The sequence below is a fragment of the Pseudarthrobacter sp. PH31-O2 genome (assembly GCF_030063265.1).
Lineage (GTDB): Bacteria > Actinomycetota > Actinomycetes > Actinomycetales > Micrococcaceae > Arthrobacter.
This window is the reverse complement of sequence record NZ_JASIST010000001.1, coordinates 567,416-587,228: the sequence shown is the minus strand read 5'-3', so window position 1 is coordinate 587,228 and position 19,813 is coordinate 567,416. Positions and strand designations below refer to the sequence as shown.

Genomic DNA, 19,813 nt, shown 5'->3' with positions numbered 1-19,813 from the left:
CATGAGAACCCCATTCGGTCCGCCGTCCCTGCTGCTGGTGGAGGATGACATTGTGCTGGGACCGCTCATCGCCGAACTGCTGGAACCGGACTACCATGTCAGGCTGGCCACCAACGGCCAGGAGGGTCTGCATCAGGGGCTGACCCAGGACTGGGACGTGATGGTGATCGACCGCGGCTTGCCGCTGATGGACGGTATCGCCCTGATCGGAGCGCTGCGGGCCAAGGGGGTATCGACGCCGATGCTTATCCTCACGGCTCTCGGGGCCGCCGAAGAAAAGGTCAGGGGCCTGGACGCGGGAGCCAATGACTACCTGACCAAACCGTTCGACGCCGGTGAACTCGGGGCGCGCCTGCGGGCCTTAACGCGCACTTTCGCGCCACCCCTGGCGCCGCTAAGCATCGGCAACTGGGAACTCGATCCGGCATCGCGTTCCGTGCGCTCGGTGTACGGGACACGGGTGTCCCTGACGGCAAAGGAAGCTGAGTTGCTGGCTGCCCTGGCAGTCGAGCCGGACAGGGTCTTCACGCGGGACGAACTGCTTTCCGGGCATTTCCAGCCCACCGACCAGCCGGGCGTGATCGACACCTACGTCCACCACCTCCGGCGAAAAGTCGCTAGGTCGATCGTCCGCACAGTCCACGGCGTCGGCTACCAGATCGGCGATGCCTTATGAACGGCCGCTCCGTCCCCGGCGAAGCGGACCGGGACACCCTTCGCCGGGCTTCGCTGAGGGTCGCCGTGCGGATCAGCGCCGCCTGCGGTGTGCTGGTCCTGTGCCTCCTCGCTGCCGCGACGGTATATCTGATGAATAAGCTGGCCAACCCGGATCTTCCGGGCACCTCCCCCGCGGGCAAGGCCTACACTTATCTCGATTCCAAGGACCTCATCGAGGCGATGATCATCGCGGGGGTGACCGGCGTTGTTCTGGCCGGCGTGGTCGGGTGGCTCAGTGCGCGCAGCGCCATCCGTCCCTTGGGGGAAGCACTGGCCCTCCAACGCCAGTTCGTCCAGGATGCCAGCCACGAACTGCGTACGCCCTTGGCCATCCTGGACGCGCGGATACAGCTCGCCCAGCGTGATGCTGAGCCGGATTCCACAACGGGCCGGGCCCTGGGCCGGATCCGTGCCGACACGGGAACGCTGACGGGCATCGTCAACGAGCTCCTTGTGGCTGCAACCGGAGCAGCACCGGATCCCACGGGTGAACCGACGGATCTGGCCGACGTCGCCGGATCCGTTGCTGAGAGCCTGCAGGACATTGCGGCCCAACAGGATATCCGGCTCACATTCTCCGACTCCGGGCGGCCGGAAGCGCGCATTGACCCGAGCCCGCTGCGCCGGGCCGTGCTTGCGCTCGCGGAAAATGCCCTCGCCCACACCCCGCCCGGCGGGAGCATCACCATCAGCACAGCCGTCGAGCGCAACCAGGCGGCAGTGTACGTGGCGGATACAGGGCCCGGAATCACGGGCGTGGACCAGGCCAGGATCTTTGACCGCTTCGTCAGGACCGCCGCCCCGGCTGCGCCCCAGGGCCGGCGAAGCTTCGGCATCGGCCTGGCATTGGTCCGCGAAATCGCCGCGGCGGCCGGCGGAACCGTCGAAGTTGCCCGGAGCGGACCGGCAGGTACCACGATGAAGCTTTTGCTTCCGCTGGTCCGGCAGTAAGTGCGGGTGGCCAGGCACTAAGTGCGGGAGCCGGCAGCTGAGCATTCCCGCCCGCGCAAAAGACTTCCGGTCAGCGGCCTTAGGCCCGTTCCGTAGCTGACGTGTGTGCCGGCCCTCCCACGCTCCGGCACCTAGTGCTTGCCCAAGGCAATTATCCGGGACACAATGGGATGCATGGAAGCCGGTGCCTCCGAGGCACCGCTTTATTGGGGGCTGCACAGCGCAGAAGCCGTTTTTCTGTGCTGTGCAGCGGGCCGGGGCTGCGTTTGCTGTGCCGGACCGGCAGGGGTGTTCCTAGCGGCCGGACGCTTCCGTCCGGGCACTTCGTGAGAGTTTGGCCACCGCGGCAATATCCCGCGGGGTGGTTCGACAGCACCCGCCAATGAGCCGGGCACCAAGTTCACGCCAAATCGGTGTTCCCCCCGCAAGTCCAGCGGGTGGTTTGCTGCCGGGGCCGGCCGGACCGTCCGCTGCCGGCCCCCAGGTTTTGGAGACCGGGTCGTAGCGTTCGCCCGAATTCGGGTAGGCAATCAGCGGCATGTCGGTGACTTTACCCAGGGCACGCAGGGCCGGGGAGACCAGCTCAAGGGGCACACAGTTCACCCCGATCGCCGCTGCGAGCGGCTGCTCCGCAACCAGCGCCGCCACCTGCGCCAGCGGCGTACCGTCGCTGATGTGCCCACCGTCCCGCAGCGTAAAGGAGAGCCAGGCTTCGACGTCGTACTCTTTGATCAGTGTCAACAAGGCCGCCGCTTCCGGCAGGGACGGCAACGTCTCACACGCAAGAACGTCCGCTCCGGCGTCCACCAGCGCCGCGATTCGCGGCCGGTGAAACTCCAAAAACTCTTCTCCGCTGAGGCTGTAGTCGCCGCGGTATTCCGACCCGTCCGCGAGGTATGCGCCATAAGGTCCGACCGATCCGGCAACCAGCAGGGGCCGGGGGACGGAGCTTTCGGACAGGTACTCGCGGCGCGCTTCGTCAGCCAGGCGCACGCTCAAGGCAATCAGCTCCAGGGCGGTATCCGCGCTGATGCCGCGCTGCGCAAATCCCTGCGGGGTGGCCTGGTAACTCGCGGTGATCGCGACCGAGGCTCCGGAGCGAAAATAGTCAAGGTGTACGCGCCTGACAACATCCGGTTCCTCCAGCAGGACTTTGGCGGACCACAGCGCATCGTGCAGCTGGCAGCCTCGAGCTTCAAGCTCGGTAGCGAGGGCGCCGTCCACTGTCAGATTTGCTCCGGCCGCGAGGATACCGGAGAGCTTTGTGATACTGGGCATCGGTGAGGGCTCCAAAAGGTTCGGTTCGCGCGCAAGTCAGCTCCGGCGTTTCTCCCGAACCGCCCCTCCAAGCTTGCCACACACAACCCCAGTCACGGCCGACTCGTGGACCGACTCAGCAGCCGGTCAAGTGCCGCCTTGGCCGTTCCTGCCGGTAGAGGTATCGGCCCGCCGGCCGGAAACCTTCGCGGGCGTAGAATTCGCGGGCCCCGGCGTTGGCCACCGTCACCAGCAGCCAGTATCCCGCCAGGGCCCGTGCGTCACCGGCGCGCAGCAGCGCCCGCAGGATCCTGGCCGCATAGCCGCGCCGCCGGACGTCCGGACGCGTCGCCATGCAATACAGCCCGCCCCGCGCGCCGGCACCACCGGGAAGTGCGAGACGTCCGACGGCGGCCGGTTGGCCGCCGTCGTCCCGGACAAGGGCGTACAGCGAGGGACAGCCCTCGAGGATCCCGCGGGCGACAGCCAGGGCAGAGTCGTCGCCGCGGCCGTCCACGCCCCACCACAGCCGCAGCCACTCCGCCGAAGGCACCGCAGAAATTTCGACGTCGCCGGCATCGTCCGGCGACTCGGTTGCACCGTCCCGGACCAGCACCAGGGTTTCGGACTGCCGGGTAAAGCCTTCGGCGTCCAGCAAGGCGCTCAGCCTTTCGACGCGAGGGTCCTCGAAGACCTGAAAGATCAGCGGCAACCGGCGGTTTCGGTACCAGAGGCGTGCCGCCCGGAGCAGTGCGAGTTGATCCCCGGAGTCCGGGCCGGGCTCCCGGGGCCACACCGAGTTTGCCCGTTGCGTCACTCCGGCGGCCGCGCGGAGAACCCAGCCGCCGGACTCTTCCCGCTCAACCGGCGGCCACGCGGCATCCATCAGCGCGTCAAGGCCGGTCATCGCTGCCGGTTCCATGGCCTTGGCTGCTGCCGGCGTCAGATTACTTGGTGCCGTCGGCCTTCTTGGCCTCAGGCTTGAAATCCACGCCGGCTTCCTTGCGCTGCTGGGCCGTGATCGGGGCGGGCGCCTGGGTCAGCGGGTCATAGCCGCCCCCGGACTTGGGAAACGCGATGACGTCGCGGATGGACTCGACGCCTGCCAGCAGGGCAACCACCCGGTCCCAGCCGAACGCAATGCCGCCGTGCGGAGGAGCGCCGAACTTAAAGCCTTCGAGCAGGAAACCGAATTTAGTCTGGGCATCCGCCTTGTCCAGGCCCATAAGCTCGAAGACCCGTTCCTGGACCTCGCTCTGGTGGATACGGATGGAGCCGCCGCCGATTTCGTTGCCGTTGCAGACAATGTCGTAGGCGTAAGAGAGCGCGGACTCTGGATCCTTGTCGAACGTGTCCATGAATTCGGGCTTGGGCGAGGTGAATGCGTGGTGCACGGCAGTCCACTGGCCGGCTCCGACGGCGACATCACCGGACGCGACGGCCGCCGCGGCGGGCTCGAACATCGGCGCGTCCACAACCCAGCAGAAGGCCCAGTCGCTCGGGTTGATGAGGCCGGTGCGGTGGCCAATCTCGACGCGGGCGGCGCCCAGCAGGGCACGGGAAGGCGTCTTCTCACCGGCGGCGAAGAAGATGCAGTCCCCGGGTGTGGCGCCGACGGCCGCGGCCAGGCCTGCACGCTCGGTATCGGTGAGGTTCTTGGCCACGGGGCCAGCGAGTTCGCCGTCTTCCTTGAACAAGACGTAGGCCAGGCCCTTGGCGCCGCGCTGCTTGGCCCATTCCTGCCAGGCATCGAGGGCGCGGCGGGCCTGGGAGGCGCCGCCGGGCATAACGACGGCCCCGACATAGGGCGCCTTGAAGACGCCGAAGTTTGTGTCCTTGAAGAATTCGGTGAGCTCGGTAAGCTCCAGGCCAAAACGCAGATCCGGCTTGTCCGAACCGTAGCGGGCCATGGCGTCGTGGTAGGTGATGCGCTGGATCGGCGTCGGGATCTCGACGCCGATCAGCTTCCACAGCGCCCTAACGATGTTTTCGCCGAGGCCAATGATGTCGTCCTGGTCAACGAAGCTGGCTTCGATGTCCAGCTGGGTGAACTCCGGCTGGCGGTCCGCGCGGAAGTCCTCGTCCCGGTAGCAACGGGCGATCTGGTAATACTTCTCAAAACCGCCCACCTGCAGGAGCTGTTTGAAGAGCTGCGGAGACTGCGGCAGCGCGTACCAGGAACCCGGTGCCAGGCGAGCGGGGACCACAAAGTCGCGGGCACCTTCCGGCGTCGAGCGTGTCAGCGTCGGGGTTTCGATCTCGACGTAGCCGTCCTGGTGGAGAAGTTCGCGGGCCACCCGGTTCGCCTCCGAGCGCAAGCGCATGTTGCGTGCGGGGCCGGGGCGGCGCAGATCCAGGTAGCGGTGCTTGAGGCGGGCTTCCTCGCCGACTTCAACATGCTCATCGATCTGGAACGGCAGCGGCTCGGAAGTGTTGAGGATGGTGACCTTCTCGGCCATCACCTCGATCTCGCCGGTGGCCAGCGCGGAGTTCTCGTTGCCCTCGGGGCGCCGGGCGACAGTGCCGGTAACCTGCAGCACGTATTCGTTGCGCAGGCCGTGGAAGACTTCCTCTTCACGAACAACCACCTGGGATACGCCCGAAGCGTCACGCAGGTCAACGAAGGCAACACCACCGTGGTCACGACGCCGGCCGACCCAGCCGGCGAGGGTTACGGTTTGTCCAATGTGCTCGGAGCGAAGGGATCCGAGGTCATGTGTGCGCAGCACAGCACGCCTTTCTGAAGAAGACAGAGGGAAATCAAAAATCATGTTCACTAGGATCGCTAACAGGAACGATCCCGTACGAGTTTACCCGTTGGAAAGGCCCCTCCCGCCATGGCAAGCCGCCGCCAGATGAAGCCGTCCCCGGACCGGCAGACGCCCCAGCCCCTACAGCGCCGGTTGGGCGTGCTCGATTCGACAGCGATCGGCCTCGGCTCGATGCTGGGCGCCGGCGTCTTTGTGGTTTTTGCACCGGCGGCTGCGCTGGCCGGTCCACTGCTGGCGGCCGCTGTGGCGCTGGCCGGTGTGATCGCCTACTGCAACGCGGTGGCCTCGGCGCAATTGGCCGCCGTGTACCCGGCCAGCGGCGGAAGCTATGTCTACGGGCGGAACCGGCTGGGCGAATGGCCGGGCTTCATCGCTGGCTGGGGGTTTGTGACCGGCAAGACGGCGTCCTGCGCGGCGATGGCGTTGACGTTCGGACACTATGCGGCGCCGGAGTTCGCGACGCCGCTGGCGGTGGCCGCGGTGGCGGTCCTGACGGGGGTGAACCTGCTGGGCATCACCCGCACGGCACTACTGACCCGGATCCTGCTGGGTGCGGTGCTCACCACACTGGCGTTTGTGGCCGCCGCCGCACTCCTGGGCCCGCATCCGGCAGCGGACCCTGCCGCCGGCGCTGCCACGGCAGGCGGCGGCTGGGGCGTGCTGCCGGCGGCCGGGCTGATGTTCTTTGCCTTCGCCGGCTATGCCCGGATTGCGACGCTGGGCGAGGAGGTCAAAGACCCGGCCCGCACCATTCCGCGGGCCATTTTTGCGGCGCTGGCCGCTGCGTTCATCATCTATCTTGGGCTGGCCCTGCTGCTGGCCCGGCACCTGCCGGACGGGCAACTTGCCGGCTCCACGGCGCCCTTGCTTGACGCTGTGGCCGGCTCCCGGCTCAGCGCCGGCGCCCCGCTCGTCCAGGCGGGCGCCGCAGCAGCTTGTCTCGGCGCGCTGCTGGCACTGATCACGGGGGTGGGCCGGACCACCATGGCCATGGCCCGGGAAGGTGACCTGCCGGCTCCGCTCGCCCGGGTGGGCGGCACGCACCCGGTCCCGTTCCTGGCCGAACTGGCCGTCGCCGCGGCCGTCATTGTGCTGCTGCTGACCACCAACGTGCTCACGGTGGTGGGGTACTCGAGCTTCGGAGTGCTGGTCTACTACGCGGTGACGAATGCCGCAGCGTTCACCCTCGCCGAGCGCCCCGGGCACGCCCCGCGCTGGCTCAATGCCGTGGGCTTCCTCGGCTGCCTGCTGCTGGCCGTGACGCTCCCGCCGGCCTCGGTGCTGGGGATGGCGGCGGTGCTCGGCGCCGGTGCTGCCGGGCGCGTCCTGGCGCTGCGGCGGCGGCTCCGGAAAGCCGCTGCCTAGGCCTTCAGGATCCGGACGTGCAGGTCCTCGGCTGCTGGAGCCCAGCTGGCCGGATCGGCGTCGACCTGCTCACCGGAGCGGATGTCCTTGACCTGGTGTTTGCCCTCGTCGTCGGTGAACCAGACGAAGGGGATACCGCGGCGGTCTGCAAATTTGATTTGCTTGCCGAACTTCTCCGCCTTGACCGCCACTTCGGTGGCGATTCCCCGGCCGCGCAGCTCCGCGGCAACGTCCTGCGCAGCCCCCCAGCTGTCATCGCTGCTGAGCGCCACCAGCACGGCGGTGGGCACCGACCGGGTGGCTTTGGCGAGATCCTGGCTGAGGATTCGGGACACCAGCCGGGTTACGCCGATGGAGAGTCCAACGCCGGGGAACGTCCGGTTGCCCTTGCTGGCGAGAGCGTCGTAGCGCCCGCCGGAGCAGATGGAGCCGAGCTGTTCGTGGCCCACCAGGACAGTTTCCACCACGGTGCCGGTGTAGTAGTCCAGGCCGCGGGCGATGCTGAGGTCCGCGACAACCTTGCCGGGGGCGCGCTGGACGGCGGCCGCGATGACCTGTTCCAGCTCGGCCAGGCCCTCTTCGAGGAGCTCATTGCTGACTCCGAGAGCGCGGACCTGCGCCACGAAGGACGTGTCCCCGGTGCGGATCGAAGCCAGCTTGAGCGCTAACTGGGCCTGCTCCACGGTGGCTCCCAGCTCGGACCGGAGCAGCTCGGCGACCTTGGCGGCGCCGATCTTCTCGAGCTTATCGATGCTGCGCAGCACCCCTGCGGTGTCGGTGAGGCCGATGCCGTCGTAGAAGCCCTCGGCCAGCTTGCGGTTGTTGATCCGGAGCAGGAAATCCGGGATCGGCAGGGCACTGAGGGCCTCCGCGATCACCAGCGCAATCTCGACGTCGTACCGGAACGGCAAATTACCGTCGCCCACGATGTCGATATCCGCCTGGGTAAATTCCCGTGCTCGGCCTTCCTGCGGTCGCTCGCCGCGCCAGACCTTCTGGATCTGGTACCGGCGGAACGGAAACGCAAGGTAGCCGGCGTTTTCGACGACGTACCGGGCGAACGGCACCGTGAGATCAAAGTGCAGGGCCAGGGCGTGCGGATCGCTTCGGTGTGAAGTGGCACCGTCCGGCGCCGGAGCCCCCTCATCGTCCTGCAAACGGCTCAGCCCATAGACCTCTTTGTCGATCTCACCCTTTCGCAGCAGCTGCCCCACAGTCTCCACGGCCCGGGTTTCAATGGAGGAAAAACCATGCAGTTCGAAAACCCTGCGCAGGGTGTCCAACACATGCAGCTCCACCATCCGCTCCTCGGGAAGCCACTCGGGGAATCCGGACAGGGAGGCGGTGCGTGCCATGGTGGATTTTCTCCTCAGGTAATAACCGGCCGAGGTGTTCTGCGCCGCGGTGGGGCTGAAACGGGCGTCCGAAACGGGGATCAGATGGGCGGCAGACAGGCCGGTCATGCATAAACTGTGTGCGGCAGTCAGTTTATGCTTTCCGCGCCCGCATCTTCTAATGCGGCGGTATACGGCGCGATTGCCTGCAGTTTTACCGTTGAACCCGCGCAGCGCCACGGCGCCTGCGCAGGTTCGGCCCTAAACCCAGGAGGACTTTTGGCGGCCAGTTCACGGAGCGCCCGCGAAGCGAAGCGGCGCGTCCAGCAGATGGAGGCAAAGCGCGAGCTGCGCAAGGAGCAGGACAAACGGCGCAAGCGCGACAACGTACTTGCCGTCGGCGCCGGAGTCGCCGCGCTCGTCGTTGCACTGGTCCTGCAGCTGACAGTTTTCGCCGCCAATCCCAGTGAGGACGAATACGCCGCAGCCCAGGCCGGACTTACCACCCCGTCCGCCACGCCGTCGGCCTCCGCCGGTAATGCCGACAACATCCCCAAGCCTGAAACAGCGGCCGGCCAGACGTTCACCGGCGAACTGAAGCTCAACAGCGGCACCCTCGGCATCGAGCTGGACGGCACCAAGGCGCCCCAGGCAGCCGCCGTCTTCAAGTCCCTCGCGGACCAGAACTTCTATTCCGGGCTGAGCTGCCACCGGCTCACCACTGGCGAAACGTTCGGCGTCCTGCAGTGCGGGTCCAAAGCCGGCGACGGAAGCGGCGACGCCAACTACACGTGGGGCCCGCTGGAAAACACGCCGCAGGACAACACCTACCCTGCCGGAACCATTGCCGTGGCAAGGACCGGTGGAAACGCCTACGGCAACGGCACGCAGTTTTTCATCGTGTATAAGGACACCGTCATTCCCGCCGATGCCGCGGGCGGATACTCCGTGGTCGGGAAACTGACCTCGGGCCTGGATGTTGTGACCACAATCGCGGCCGCCGGACTAAAACCAGGTGACAGCCCCACAGACGGCGCCCCGGCGGAACCAGTCACGATAGACTCGTTCTCTCTGAAGTAACCAGCCGTCGCCCTCGTGGCACCGGCCCCGGTATTTCCCTCCAAGCGAAAGACTTCTAGCGGTGACAGACAGTCAGAAATCCGACGAAACAGTGTCAGCAGCAGCTGCCAACGAAACGCAGGCCGGAGCTGGGTTCGCAGAACCAGCCACAGGCCCGGGCACGGCGCAGGCAGATGCCACAACCCCGGCTACGGTGACGGAGACGGCACCAGAGGCGCAGGCCGCCGCGGCTGTCGCCGCAACGGGGGCTCCCGCTTCCACCCACGCCGGCGAAGCCGCACCCGCCGCCGCCGAAGCCGCGGATACCGCCTTTGAGCCCGCGGCTCCCCCGGCCCCGCGCCCCGCGCCGTCACCGGCAGCGTTTGCGGCACGGCCGAAGGCGAAACCCGCACCGGCAGCACCGGCAGCACCGGCTACCGTTTCCTCCGCTGCTTCACTGGCCGAGGCCGCACGATGGGGCCGGGTCGAAGGCGACGGCCACGTGTTCCTGACCCTCGACGGTGCCGAGCACCCTGTCGGGCAGTACCCGGACGTCAGCGACGACGAGGCACTGGGTTACTTCGCCCGCAAGTACGATGACGTCGTCGCGCAGATTGTCCTGCTGGAACAGCGGGTCAGCTCCAAGGCACCCACCACGGACATGCACAAGACCGTGGCCCACCTGCGCGAGCAACTCGCCGGGCGCAACATGGTGGGCGACCTTCGCTCCGCCGAGTCCCGTCTGGACGCCCTGGCCACGCAGATCTCCGAGCTCGAAAAGTCCGAGAAGGCAGAACACGATGCCGTCCGCGCTGCCGAGTTGGCCGCCCGCGAAGCCATCGTCGCCGAGGCTGAAGAGATTGCCGGCCACGACCCGGCCCAGATCCAGTGGAAGACATCCAGCGCCCGGATGAACGAACTGTTCGAGGGCTGGAAGACCGCGCAGAAGAGCGGCGTCCGGCTCGGCCGCAGCAATGAGGACACCCTCTGGAAGCGCTTCCGCGCCGCCCGTACCGTCTTTGACCGGCACCGCCGTGCGTATTTCTCCCAGCTGGACAGCACCAACTCGGCAGCCAAGGCCGCTAAGGAGAAGCTGATCACCGAGGCGGAAGCGCTCTCCTCCTCGACCGACTGGGGCTTTGCCGCCGGCGAATACCGCCGCCTGATGGATGATTGGAAGGCATCGCCGCGTGCCAGCCGCAAAGACGACGACGCGCTGTGGGCCCGGTTCCGTGCCGCCCAGGACGTCTTCTTTACGCACCGCCAGGCGGCCAACGATGAGATCGACCAGGAATACGGTGCAAACCTCGTGGTCAAGGAGGCGCTGCTGACGGAAGCCAACGAGCTCCTCCCCATCAAGGACCTCACCGCGGCCAAAAAGGCGCTCCAGTCCATCCGTGACCGTTGGGAAGAGGCCGGCAAAGTCCCCCGCGCCGACATGGCACGCGTCGAAGCCGGGCTGCGGAAGATCGAAGATAGCGTCCGCCACGCCGAGGACGAGAACTGGAAGCGGTCCAACCCGGAGACGAAAGCACGCACCAACAGCGCGCTGACGCAACTTGAATCGGCCATTGCAGGGCTGCGGGAGGACCTGGCCAAGGCGGAGAAGGCCGGCGACGATCGCAAGATTAAGGCCGCCAAGGAAGCGCTCGAGGCCCGCGAGGCTTGGCTGGAACAGCTCGAAAAATCAGCGAGCGAACTCTCCTAGCCCGCAGGCGCCGGACCCCAAGCCCTACGAAGCGGGCCCCGCACCGGTTATCCACATGACCGGTGCGGGGCCTGTTCGCTGATTCCGGGACGGGTCAGGATGGCTGAATGGTCATCGTTCACGGCCCCGCTGCCACGTCCACCCCAGGCTCACTTCTACCGTCACTGTCAACGTTGCGGTCAGGGTCAGCGCCGCTGACGGCTGCACTGTCGCCGCCGGCTGAATTGTATTCCCCCGGAGCGCTCTTCTCCTGGCCCGAACTTCAAGCGATGGCGTTGGACGGCGTGCTGACGCAGCTCTACCAGCGCGGCTACCTGCCGCCGGGGACCCGCCCCACGCCGCGGCTCAGGGCCCGTGCGGCCTCCCTCCTGATAAGCCCGGCCATCCGCACCCGGGTTGTCGCGGGGCGGATGACGGCCGCCTGGATTTACGGCTGCGCCATCGAACCTGACCGTCTTGCCCTGCTCGTCGACACCAAGCGACGGATATCCAGCCTCAGGTCGGCCCGCGGGTGCACACTCCACGAGGTGCGCCTGGGCCCGTTCGACGTCGTGAGCCTGGGTGGTCTGCTGGTCTCCAGCCCGCTGCGGACCGCTGTGGACATCGCCCTGCATGTGGACGCGGAGCGGGCCGTTCCGGCGCTGCGGGCGCTGCTGGCAAACCCAGATCTGGGTTTGCAGACCCGGCTGCTGCTGCGGGCCGTGGAGGCATCGCCCCGGATGCCGCACAAAAAGGAAGCGCTGGCGAAACTCGAACAGCTGCAGCCCCGTCCGGCGCCATAACCCGGCGCCTCCCGGCGCCCGGTTACGGTGTCTCGCCAAACAAGATTCAGCCGCGCCGCCGGCTGCCGGTGGTCCGGTAGACGTCAAAGACCCCGTCGATGCGTCGGACGGCACTGAGCACATGGCTGAGGTATTTCGGGTCGCCCATCTCGAAAGCGAATTTCGAGATGGCTACCCTGTCCGTGGATGTGTGAACGCTCGCGGCCAGGATGTTGACGTGGTTCTCCGACAGGATGCGGGTCACGTCCGAGAGCAGCGACTTGCGGTCAAGGGCTTCAACCTGGATTTCGACCAGGAAAACGCTCGACTGGGTGGGTGCCCAATCAACCTCCACTATCCGGTCTGGCTGCTCCAGCAGCCCACTGACGTTGGTGCAGTCCGTCCGGTGCACTGAAACGCCGGAACCGCGGGTGACGAAGCCCAGGATCGGGTCCGGCGGAACAGGTGTGCAGCAGCGGGCGAGCTTGACCCAGACATCGTCCACGCCGCGTACTACGACGCCTGAATCGGAGTACCGTCCCTTGCTGACTTGCGAGGGGATGGAAACCTCGGTGAGGGCGTCGTCGGGAGTGTCGTTGCCGCCGACGCTTTCCACGAGGCGTTCCATAACGGACTGAGCCGAGGTGTGGCCGTCGCCGACCCCTGCGTACAGACCGGAGATGTCGACATACTTTAAGTCCTCCGCGATCGCGGCGAGGGCGTCATGGGTCATCAGGCGCTGCAACGGCAGGTTTTGCTTGCGCATCGCCTTGGTCAGCATTTCCTTGCCCCGGTCGATCGACTCTTCGCGGCGTTCCTTGCTGAACCACTGACGGATCTTGTTGCGGGCCCGGGCGCTCTTGACGAAATGCTGCCAGTCCTGGCTGGGACCGGCGCCCTCGGCCTTGGACGTGAAGATTTCCACCCAGTCGCCGTGGTTCAGTTCACTGTTCAGCGGGACCAGTTTGCCGTTGACTCGGGCCCCGATGGTCCGGTGGCCCACTTCGGTGTGGACGGCGTAGGCGAAGTCCACGGGTGTGGAACCGGCGGGTAGGGCCATAACCTCGCCCTTGGGGGTAAAAACAAAAACCTCCCGGGCGTTGATTTCAAAACGCAGCGAGTCCAGGAACTCGCCCGGATCGGAGGTTTCCTGCTGCCAGTCCACGAGGGAGCGGAGCCAGCCCATCTCACCCTCGCGGGGGCTTCCCGGCCCGGCAGCGGTGCGGTTCGGCTGATCCTTATACTTCCAGTGTGCCGCAACGCCGTATTCAGCGCGGCGGTGCATTTCGTGCGTGCGGATCTGGATCTCCACGGGTTTGCCGCCGGGGCCGATGACGGTGGTGTGCAGCGACTGGTACATGTTGAACTTGGGCATCGCGATATAGTCCTTGAACCGCCCGGGGAGGGGGTTCCAGCGTGAGTGCATGGCGCCGAGGGCCGCGTAACAGTCCCGGACCGAGTCGACCAGCACCCGGACGCCCATCAGGTCGTTGATGTCGTCGAAATCTTTGTCCCGAACAATCATCTTCTGGTAAATCGAGTAGTAATGCTTGGGCCGGCCGCTGATAGTGGCCTTAATTTTCGCTTCGCGCAGGTCCTCGGTGATCTGGTTCCGGATCACCGAGAGGTTCTTTTCGCGTTCGGGGGTCCGGTCCCCCACCATACGCACGATTTCCTCGTAGACCTTCGGATACAGCGCCGCAAAGGAGAGGTCTTCAAGTTCCCATTTGATGGTATTCATGCCCAGCCGGTGTGCCAGCGGAGCGAAGATCTCCAGTGTTTCCCGGGCCTTGCGCGCCGACGACTCGGCCGAGACGAAGCGCCAGGTCCTGGCGTTGTGCAGCCGGTCGGCCAGCTTGATCATCAGGACCCGGATGTCCTTGGCCATGGCGACGACCATTTTGCGCACGGTTTCAGACTGGGCGGCCTCGCCGAAGCTGACCTTGTCCAGCTTGGTGACCCCGTCGACCAGCATGGCCACTTCCGGCCCGAATTCGGCTTTCAGGTCCTCCAGGGAGTACGAGGTGTCCTCGACCGTGTCGTGCAGGAGAGCCGCCGCCAGGGTGGTTCCGCTGAGCCCCAGTTCGGCCAGGATGGTGGCAACCGCCACGGGGTGGGTAATGTACGGGTCGCCGCTCTTGCGCTTCTGCCCGCGGTGGCAGCTCTCCGCCACCACAAAGGCACGCTGAATCAGCTCAAAGTCCTCTTTGGGGTTGTTGGCCCGCACGGTGCGCAGGAGCGGCTCCAGGATGGGCGAATAGGCAGGTGCACCGCGACCGGTCAGGCGCGCCAGCCGGGAGCGGGTGCGCTCACGGCGGCCGGGGAAGGTCGGGCGGGCCCCCGAACTGTCGACCGGGACGGGCGGATCAGCGCGTCCCGGAGCCACCACGCCAGTCTGCGAACCCTGGCCTGCAGCCTCATCCGCCTGCGCTGTTGGCACCGGCGTCGAACGTTCTTCCAATGGAGCACCTCTCCGAACCCGTTAATTCTTCCAGTCTATTCCCGCAGCAGGATACTTCGATAACCGTCGACGATACGGCGACGGGCCGGAGAGCACCACGAATGGCGTTCTCCGGCCCGAAGGTCTGCGGAAGCAAATACCCCGGCGGACCGGGTCCGGCAGGACCGCTGCGGCTAGGCCGTCGCGGGAGCTTCTGCGGTTTCCGCCTTGGCGGCAGCCTGCGCCCGGCGCTGCTGCACCCGTGCGGCCTGCTTGACCAACTCCCGTTCGCCCTGGCGCAGCCAGGCGTAGAGGGGCGCGGCGATAAATATGGTGGCCGCCGTGCCGATCAGGATGCCGACAAAAAGAGCCAGTGAGAGGTCCCGCAAGGTTCCGGCGCCGAGCAGGCCAGCGCCGATGAATAGGATCGCACCCACAGGAAGGATGGCAACCATCATGGTGTTGATGGAGCGCACCAAGGTCTGGTTGACGGCCAGGTTGACCTCCTCGCCGAACGTCCGGCGGGTGGACGCCTGCAGGTCCGCGGTGTTCTCGCGGATCTTGTCGAAGACCACCACTGTGTCGTACAGCGAGTAGCTCAGCACGGTGAGGAACCCAATGATGGCCGACGGCGTGACCTCGAAATCGCTGAGGGCATAGACGCCGGCGGTGATGAACATCGTCACCAGCATGCCCACGAGGGCCGAGAGCGACATCTTCCAGGTCCGGAAGTACAGCGCCATCAGCACCGCGGCGAGACCGACGAAGATCGCCAGGCCCAAAAGGGCCTGTTTTGTAACGTCGGCACCCCACGTCGGCCCGACAAAGGTCGAGGTGACCTCATTGTCGGTGACGCCGTAGGCCGTGGTGAGTCCGTCCTTGATCCGCAGTGTCTCGTCGTCGGTGAGCTTGTCCGTTTGGATCCGCATCGTGGTGCCGGCAACGTTGGCGACGCGCGGGACGCTTCCAGAGACAACGTCCTTCACGGCTTTCTCGCCGAGGGCAGGGTCCGTGGTCTTGACATTTGAGACGGTGAATTCCGAGCCGCCCCGGAACTCGATGCCGAGATTGAAGCCACCCTTGGCGACCGGCAGCAGGATCGAGAGCGCAACCAGGACGGCTGCAATCAGGAACCAGATTTTCTTGGAATCGACGAAGTCGTACGAGCGCTTGCCCGTGTAGAGCTCATTGCCGAAATTGGCGAAGCTGGTGGCCATTTAGTTGCCCTCCTTGGACGCGTTCTTGGAGGAACCGGCAAGCTGTTCCTGGCGTTCCGCGAGCCGTCGTTCCGCAATGGTCATCCGGCGTTCGGCCTCGGCCGCGGCGCCGGTGTTCTTGGCGCGAAGCGCAACGGCGGGCTTATCATCCGGGGTGCGGATCCGGCCCGCCCCGCGGTACAGCGGGATGGCCCCGAGCCGCTTCGGGTCCAGGCCGGAGAACCGGTGGCCTTCGCCGAAGAACTTGGTGCCCGAGAGCAGCTGAAGCGTCGGGTGCGTGAACATAAACACAACGATGAGGTCCGCGATGGCAGTCAGGCCAAGCGTAAACGCGAAGCCGCGGACGTTGCCCACTGCCACGAAGTACAGCACCAGTGCGGCCAGCAGGTTGACCGCCTTGGATGCGAGCACTGTGCGTTTGGCGCGCTTCCAGCCGTTCTGGACTGCCGAAACGAGTCCTCGGCCTTCCCGGAGCTCGTCACGGATGCGTTCGAAGTAGACGATGAAGGAGTCAGCTGTCTGTCCGATTGCCACAATCAGACCGGCCACACCGGCAAGCGAGAGCCGGTAGTTTTCCGTCCAGCCAAGGATCGCGATGGCCAGGTAGGTCAGGGCACCGGCAACCACCAGGGACGCCACGGTGACCAGGCCCAAGGCCCGGTACTGGAACAGTGAGTAGACGACCACCAGCAACAGGCCGATCAGGCCCGCCAGCATGCCCATCCGCAGCTGCTCACCACCCAGGGTGGCTGAGATCTGCTGTTCGCTCTGGATTTCGAAGCTGATCGGCAAGGCTCCAAAGCGGAGCTGGTCCGAGAGTGCCTTCGCGGACTGTTCGGTGAACCCGCCGGTGATCTGCGGACGTCCATCGGTGATGACCGCATTCGCACGCGGCGCGGAGATGACCTGGTCATCGAGCACGATGGCAAACTGCGCTTTCGGATCCGAGCCGCCCTGGGCCTGGCTGGCGACGTTGAACTGATACAGCCGCTCAGTGACTGCCTTGAACTTGGTGGTGCCTTCGTCGTTGAACTGGATGTTGACTGCCCACTCGTTGGTCACCGCACCCTGGGCGCCGCGCTGCAGCTGGAAGGAGGACCCGGCGATGTTTGAGCCTTTGACTTCAACCGGGCCAAGGATGTACTTGATCGCCGGGGAGCTGGCGGAGGCCGGCTCGCAGGTTACCAGCGGTTTGGTCGGGTCGGAGCGTTCCTGCTTGTCCTGCGACGGGTTGTCGCAGTTGAGCAACTCGAACTTCTTGTAGACCTCCGGGGTAACCCAGTTAATGTCGCTGCCGTTGGTGGGCTCGGCGGTGGGCTTGGGCAGCTGGTCTTCCGGAGTCAAGGACTCCGTGGGGACGGCTGCGCCCGGACCGGCTTGGAGGACGGGGCGGAAATTCATGTCGGCGGACGCCTGGATCAGGGCGCGGGTTTCCTTGGCGGGTGTGCCCGGCAGGCTGACGACGACGTTCCGGCCGGACTGCGTGCTGATTTCGGCTTCCGCGACACCGGAGCCGTCCACACGCTGGCGGATGATCGCCACGGCCTGATTGAGCTGCTCTTCATTGATGCCTGAACCGCCTTCAACCTTGGGCGCCAGGATCATCTGGGTGCCGCCTTCAAGGTCCAGGGCGAGCTTGGGTGCCCAGCTCGCCTGGCCGGCCATGGTGCCGCCGGCCAGGACGGCCGTCAGGACGGCGAGGATAACGCCGAGCCAGACCAGCACCCTGAGGGCTGTGTTTTTGGGGCCAGTTCGTGCCATTGTGGATCTTTCTATTGTTTACGGAGGAACCGCCGTGCGGCCCTCACGGGCGCGCTCCGGCGGTGGCCCGCAGCCGTTGTTTCGCGGGATAGCTCAAACAGGCAGACTAGCTGTCTTTTTTGCCTTCGTCGCTGAGGCGGCGCAGGGTTTCCTCAGGCGTCTCATCGCGCGGTGCATCGTTGACAGGAGCGATGCTTTCGGACTTCTCGATGGTCAGCGAAGATGCATCGTTGGGAACCACTGCAGGCTCCTCGGCGGCGAGGACCGGCTCGACGATCTTGGTAACTGCCTGGCGGTGCACTGTGGCGGTGTTCCCCGGGGAGAGTTCGAGCAGGACCTTGTTCTCTGCGTCGTCGATCTCGACGATCCGTCCGAAGAGGCCGAAACTGGTCATAACCTCGACACCCGGGGCGAACTGTGACTGCAGCGTGGCTGCCTGTTCCTTGGTCTTCTTGTTGCGTCGGAACATCATAAAGACGAAGAGTCCGAGCATAACGAAAAGCAGGATGTTCATTGGATCCAAGGGAAAAGTTCCATTCTGTACTTGCGTAGCTGGTTGTACAGCAACGTCCGTTTCGCTCCGGGATAGCTGGCAGGCAAATTATGCCGAGCCGACGGCGGCCAGGAACTGGCCGCGCACGGAAACAAAGACCCGAACGTGCCGAGCGTCATACCAGTCTAGAGGGAAAGGCTACGCGCTGCTGCTATTGACGGTTACGGATCCATTCCGGATCGGCATCCTGGCCCGGCCCGGCCTCGAAGTCGGCGTCACCGTCCGCCGGGAAGAGTTCCAGCGGGTCCTGCGCGAAAACGCCGGGCGGCACCGCGTAGCCAAGATGTGTCCAGGCCGGGGCGAGCGCGATCCTGCCCCGGGGGGTCCGGCCCAGCAGGCCCTCGCGGACGAGGTACGGCTCGGCGACGGTTTCCACCGTTTCCGTCTCCTCGCCGACGGCGATAGCCAGGGTGGACAGGCCCACGGGTCCGCCGCCGAACTTGGTGATCAAAGCCTCCAGGACGGCCCGGTCCAGCCGGTCAAGTCCGCGTTTGTCGACTTCGTACATGTCCAGCGCCGCGGACGCGGTCCGGGCATCGATCTGCTCGACCCCGTGCACCAGCGCCCAGTCGCGGACCCGGCGCAGGAGCCGGTTTGCGATGCGGGGCGTACCGCGGGACCGCCCGGCAATTTCGCTGAACCCGGCGGAGTTGACCTTCAGGTCCAGCAGGCCTGCAGAGCGCCGGAGGACGAGTTCCAATTCCGCCACGGAGTAAAACTCGAGATGTCCGGTGAAGCCGAACCGGTCCCGGAGCGGTCCGGGCAGCAGGCCCGCGCGGGTGGTCGCACCCACCAGGGTGAACGGCGGAAGTTCAATCGGGATGGCGGTAGCTCCGGCTCCCTTGCCGACGACGATGTCGACCCGGAAATCCTCCATGGCCATATAGAGCATTTCCTCGGCCGGCCGGGACATCCGGTGGATTTCATCAAGGAAAAGGACTTCACCTTCGGAGAGCGAGGACAGGATGGCAGCCAGGTCGCCTGCGTGCTGGATCGCCGGGCCGCTGCTGATTCGCAGCGGTGCGTTCATCTCGGCCGCAATGATCATGGACAGCGTGGTCTTACCCAGGCCGGGAGGACCGGAGAGCAGGACATGGTCAGCGCTGCGGCCCCGCATGCGGGAAGCTTCCAGGACCAGTGACAGTTGTTTCCGGACCCGGTGCTGGCCCACGAAGTCATGCAGGTTTTTGGGCCTGAGGGCGGCTTCGATGACCCGCTCCTCCGGCTCCTCTCCCCCGGCGACGACGGATGGCTCAGCCACGGGCGCCTGCCCTGTTGCCGGCCCGGGCGCCGTCCTGGCCCAGCCAGCGGAGGGTGGCGCGCAGGATCTCGGCCACGTTGCCCCTGTCGGCCAGTTCGGGTGAATCGGCCAGGGACTTGTCGATGCTGGAGGTGGCATCCTTCTCGGACCAGCCCAGGCTCGTCATGGCCGCGACCACCTGGGGCTTCCAGACCGACTCGGAGCTTGCCGCGGGAGCAGGTGCATCGGCCGCGGTGCCGTGCGGCACCAGCTTGCCGGCCAGTTCCAGCACAATCCGCCCGGCGACCTTGGGGCCAATCCCCGGCACCTTGGTGAAGGCCTTGCCGTCTCCGGAGTGTGCGGCGACGCGGATCGTTTCCGGCTCATGCACGGCCAGGACTGCGAGAGCCAGCCGGGGCCCGACGCCGCTGACGCTGAGCAGGATGTCGAACACAGCTCGTTCGTCGTCGGAAGCGAATCCAAACAGGGTAAGGGAGTCCTCCCGCACGATCAGGGAGGTGAACAGCTTCCCTTCCTCGCCGGCACGGAGCCTGCTGAGGGTCTGCGGCGTGGCGTTCACGCTCATGCCGGCGCCGTTGAGGTCGATCACGGCGGAGGACAGGCCAACGTGCGCTACGGTTCCGCGGAGAAAACTGATCAAAGCCGGGCTCCTGAAAAT

General features: G+C 66.0%; 16 protein-coding genes. 6 read left to right on the top strand and 10 right to left on the bottom strand.

Translation table 11 applies throughout. The features are described 5' to 3' along the window. Nucleotide 1 precedes the first annotated feature (1 nt). Entirely contained in the window at nt 2–676 is a 675-nt protein-coding gene (locus QMG72_RS02650) for a response regulator transcription factor (RefSeq protein WP_253032672.1), read from the top strand. After that, nucleotides 673–1,668 (top strand): sensor histidine kinase, encoded by a 996-nt coding sequence (locus QMG72_RS02645; RefSeq protein ID WP_282360597.1) that lies wholly within the window; start codon nt 673–675, stop codon nt 1,666–1,668. Before QMG72_RS02650 ends, QMG72_RS02645 begins: the two co-directional genes overlap by 4 nt. A gap of 294 nt (nt 1,669–1,962) precedes the next feature. Here QMG72_RS02645 and mmuM read toward each other — a convergent pair whose 3' ends face one another. From mmuM to aspS, 3 genes are all read right to left on the bottom strand, one after another. Next, nucleotides 1,963–2,946 carry a homocysteine S-methyltransferase gene (mmuM, locus tag QMG72_RS02640; protein ID WP_282360595.1) on the bottom strand — a complete coding sequence of 328 codons (984 nt, stop codon included), beginning with the start codon at nt 2,944–2,946 and terminating at the stop codon, nt 1,963–1,965. Between the two features lie 115 nt (nt 2,947–3,061). Continuing rightward, nucleotides 3,062–3,832, bottom strand: coding sequence for a GNAT family N-acetyltransferase (locus QMG72_RS02635; protein WP_348774716.1), 771 nt, complete (start codon nt 3,830–3,832; stop codon nt 3,062–3,064). Nucleotides 3,833–3,872: 40 nt separating this feature from the next. Beyond that, the gene (gene aspS / locus QMG72_RS02630) at nt 3,873–5,654 is read right to left on the bottom strand and encodes an aspartate--tRNA ligase (RefSeq protein ID WP_283479577.1); all 1,782 of its coding nucleotides are present in this window, start codon (nt 5,652–5,654) and stop codon (nt 3,873–3,875) included. A gap of 108 nt (nt 5,655–5,762) precedes the next feature. On the opposite strand from aspS, the gene QMG72_RS02625 reads away from it, so the two are divergent. Continuing rightward, complete coding sequence (locus QMG72_RS02625) at nt 5,763–7,061, top strand: APC family permease (protein WP_226775110.1); 1,299 nt, start codon at nt 5,763–5,765, stop codon at nt 7,059–7,061. Here the strand turns inward: QMG72_RS02625 and hisS are convergent. After that, nucleotides 7,058–8,416: a histidine--tRNA ligase gene (gene hisS, locus QMG72_RS02620; protein WP_282360640.1), complete on the bottom strand. Its 1,359-nt coding sequence runs from the start codon at nt 8,414–8,416 to the stop codon at nt 7,058–7,060. The genes QMG72_RS02625 and hisS overlap by 4 nt on opposite strands. Before the next feature lie 258 nt (nt 8,417–8,674). Here hisS and QMG72_RS02615 point away from each other — a divergent pair, with 258 nt between their 5' ends. From QMG72_RS02615 to QMG72_RS02605, 3 genes are all read left to right on the top strand, one after another. Next, nucleotides 8,675–9,475: a peptidylprolyl isomerase gene (locus QMG72_RS02615; protein ID WP_226775109.1), complete on the top strand. Its 801-nt coding sequence runs from the start codon at nt 8,675–8,677 to the stop codon at nt 9,473–9,475. A 61-nt stretch (nt 9,476–9,536) separates the two neighbouring features. Beyond that, nucleotides 9,537–11,162, top strand: coding sequence for a DUF349 domain-containing protein (locus tag QMG72_RS02610; protein ID WP_283479575.1), 1,626 nt, complete (start codon nt 9,537–9,539; stop codon nt 11,160–11,162). 269 nt (nt 11,163–11,431) lie between these two features. Continuing rightward, nucleotides 11,432–11,944: a type IV toxin-antitoxin system AbiEi family antitoxin gene (locus tag QMG72_RS02605; protein ID WP_226775107.1), complete on the top strand. Its 513-nt coding sequence runs from the start codon at nt 11,432–11,434 to the stop codon at nt 11,942–11,944. Between the two features lie 46 nt (nt 11,945–11,990). Here QMG72_RS02605 and QMG72_RS02600 read toward each other — a convergent pair whose 3' ends face one another. The 6 genes from QMG72_RS02600 to ruvA form a co-directional block, all read right to left on the bottom strand. Beyond that, the gene (locus QMG72_RS02600) at nt 11,991–14,384 is read right to left on the bottom strand and encodes a RelA/SpoT family protein (protein WP_502934642.1); all 2,394 of its coding nucleotides are present in this window, start codon (nt 14,382–14,384) and stop codon (nt 11,991–11,993) included. A 173-nt stretch (nt 14,385–14,557) separates the two neighbouring features. Beyond that, on the bottom strand, nt 14,558–15,580 hold the full coding sequence (gene secF, locus QMG72_RS02595) for a protein translocase subunit SecF (protein ID WP_226775105.1): 1,023 nt from the start codon (nt 15,578–15,580) through the stop codon (nt 14,558–14,560). After that, nucleotides 15,581–17,341, bottom strand: a complete 1,761-nt coding sequence (secD, locus tag QMG72_RS02590; RefSeq protein WP_282360591.1) for a protein translocase subunit SecD — start codon at nt 17,339–17,341, stop codon at nt 15,581–15,583. It lies immediately after the preceding gene. A gap of 106 nt (nt 17,342–17,447) precedes the next feature. Continuing rightward, nucleotides 17,448–17,855 carry a preprotein translocase subunit YajC gene (gene yajC / locus QMG72_RS02585; RefSeq protein WP_226775103.1) on the bottom strand — a complete coding sequence of 136 codons (408 nt, stop codon included), beginning with the start codon at nt 17,853–17,855 and terminating at the stop codon, nt 17,448–17,450. 190 nt (nt 17,856–18,045) lie between these two features. Then, nucleotides 18,046–19,155, bottom strand: coding sequence for a Holliday junction branch migration DNA helicase RuvB (ruvB, locus tag QMG72_RS02580; RefSeq protein ID WP_282360590.1), 1,110 nt, complete (start codon nt 19,153–19,155; stop codon nt 18,046–18,048). After that, nucleotides 19,148–19,795: a Holliday junction branch migration protein RuvA gene (gene ruvA / locus QMG72_RS02575; protein WP_226775101.1), complete on the bottom strand. Its 648-nt coding sequence runs from the start codon at nt 19,793–19,795 to the stop codon at nt 19,148–19,150. Before ruvA ends, ruvB begins: the two co-directional genes overlap by 8 nt. Nucleotides 19,796–19,813: the final 18 nt, after the last annotated feature.